Here is a 1,759-nt window from a genome sequence, read left to right as displayed (position 1 = left end):
TCGTCGAGGATCAGCAGGTCGTACTTGTCCAGCTTGTCGATGGCGCTCGCCAGGGCGAGGTCCTGCCGGGCCGTCTGGAGGCGCTGGACGAGGTCGGTCGTCCTGGTGAACAGGACGCGGAACCCGTTGTCGATAAGCGTATGGCCGAGGGCGGCGCTGAGGTGGGTCTTCCCGCCGCCGGGCGGGCCGAAGAACAGCAGGTTCTTGCCCTGGTCGAGCCAGCCGTCGCCGGCGGCGAGCGCCATGACATGTGCCTTGCTGACCATCGGCACCGCCGAGAAGTCGAAGGTGTCGAGGGTCTTTCCGGAGGGCAGCCTGGCCTCCACGAGGTGCCGCTGGATGCGCCGGCGCTCCCGTTCGGCGAGTTCCAGCTCGGCGAGCGTCGCCAGGAACCGGCTGGCGGGCCAGCCTTCCTTGTCGGCGCGTTCGGCGAATTCCTCCCAGAACTGCTTGATGGTCGGCAGGCGCAGCTCGGTGAGGAGCAGGGGCAGCTTGGCGACATCGACGGAGATGCTCATCGGCTGGCTCCCGCGACGAGGACGTCATAGTCCGACGCCGAGGGCAGCACCACGGTCACGTCCGGAACCGTCCCGCCGTTGACGGGAAAGGCCGTCCGCAGAGCGGCAAGATCGGGAAGCCGTCCGTGGTCGAGATCCTCGCCCAGTCGCCGTGCCAGATCCGCCTCGCATCCGGCGTCATGGGCCAGGGCCAGGAGGCCGACCATGGTGCGACAGGCGACGCGCGGGTCCATGGATGCCGTCATGGCGTCCCAGGTCCGCCGGTACTCGGTCCGCGGAAACAGGTGGTCCCGGTAGACCAGGTTCTGGAAGGCCTGGGGCTTGCGCCGCAGGCTGTGAATGACGTGGTGGTAGTTGACGACGTAGCCGTGGCCGTTGCCGACGGGCGCGCGCCCGCGCGGCAGGGTCAGCACGGGAGTGCCACCGAGAAAGCCTTCGAGCCGGTCGTCGTGGATACGCAGCCGGAGATGGTGGCCGATGAACTGCGATGGTGCGGTATAGAAGACCTTGCGCAGGACGAAGCCGCCGGCGGTGGTGACCAGCACCCGAGCCTCCTCGTAGTCCACCGTCCGGCGCGGCGGCAAGGCGCGCAGGAGCGGCTTCTCGACAGCCAGCATCTCGCGGCGCCGGACATTGGCCCGGCCCACGACCTCGGCGACGAAGCGGCGGTACGCATCCAGGTCGGGAAAGTCTCGGCTGCCTCGGAGCAGGAGGGCTTGGTCGAGGGCCCGTTTCAGGTGGCCGTTCGGGCTCTCGATGGCGCCGTTCTCGTGGGCGATGCCACGGTTGTTGCGGCTCGGGACCATGCCGTAGTGACCACAGAGCCCTTCGTAGCGGCCGGTGATGTCCGCCGCCGCCTCCTTGTCGAGGTTCCGGAACGCCGCCGACAGGCTGTCGGTGCGGTGCTCGGCCGGGACGCCGCCCAGGGACCAGAGGGCGTTCTGGAGGCCGGCGGCCAGGGCGACGAAGCTTTCGCCCCCCTGCACCACCTCGGCATACTGCCAGCCCGAGTAGGCCAGGGCGAAATGGTAGAGCCGGTGCGCGAACGGCGTGCCGTTGATGGTCACCGCCAGTTCGGCGGCGTCGGTGAAGTCAGACAAGGCCATCCGGCCGGGCGGGTTGGCCTGGCGGAAGATGACCTCCTTCTCCGGCCCCTTCAGCGCGCGCCACTCCCGGATCCGGCGCTCCAGCGTCCGCCGGCGCGACGGCCAGTTCTGATGCGGATAGCGCCGCTCCAGTTC

The 1,759-nt window shown here is 69.3% G+C and carries 2 protein-coding genes; both read right to left on the bottom strand.

Annotated features, from left to right (window positions below; translation table 11 throughout):
• Nucleotides 1-518: ATP-binding protein (locus tag CRP50_RS24695; RefSeq protein ID WP_176525349.1), on the bottom strand; the 518-nt coding region annotated here is incomplete at its 3' end.
• Nucleotides 515-1,759 (bottom strand): IS21 family transposase (gene istA / locus CRP50_RS24690; RefSeq protein ID WP_097281852.1); only part of this gene is annotated, 1,245 nt, incomplete at its 5' end. The genes CRP50_RS24695 and istA, both read right to left, overlap by 4 nt.

This window comes from Caenispirillum bisanense, assembly GCF_900230255.1.
GTDB lineage: Bacteria > Pseudomonadota > Alphaproteobacteria > Rhodospirillales > Rhodospirillaceae > Caenispirillum > Caenispirillum bisanense_A.
Note: the sequence above shows the minus strand (reverse complement) of the source record. Positions and strands in the feature narration are given on the sequence as shown.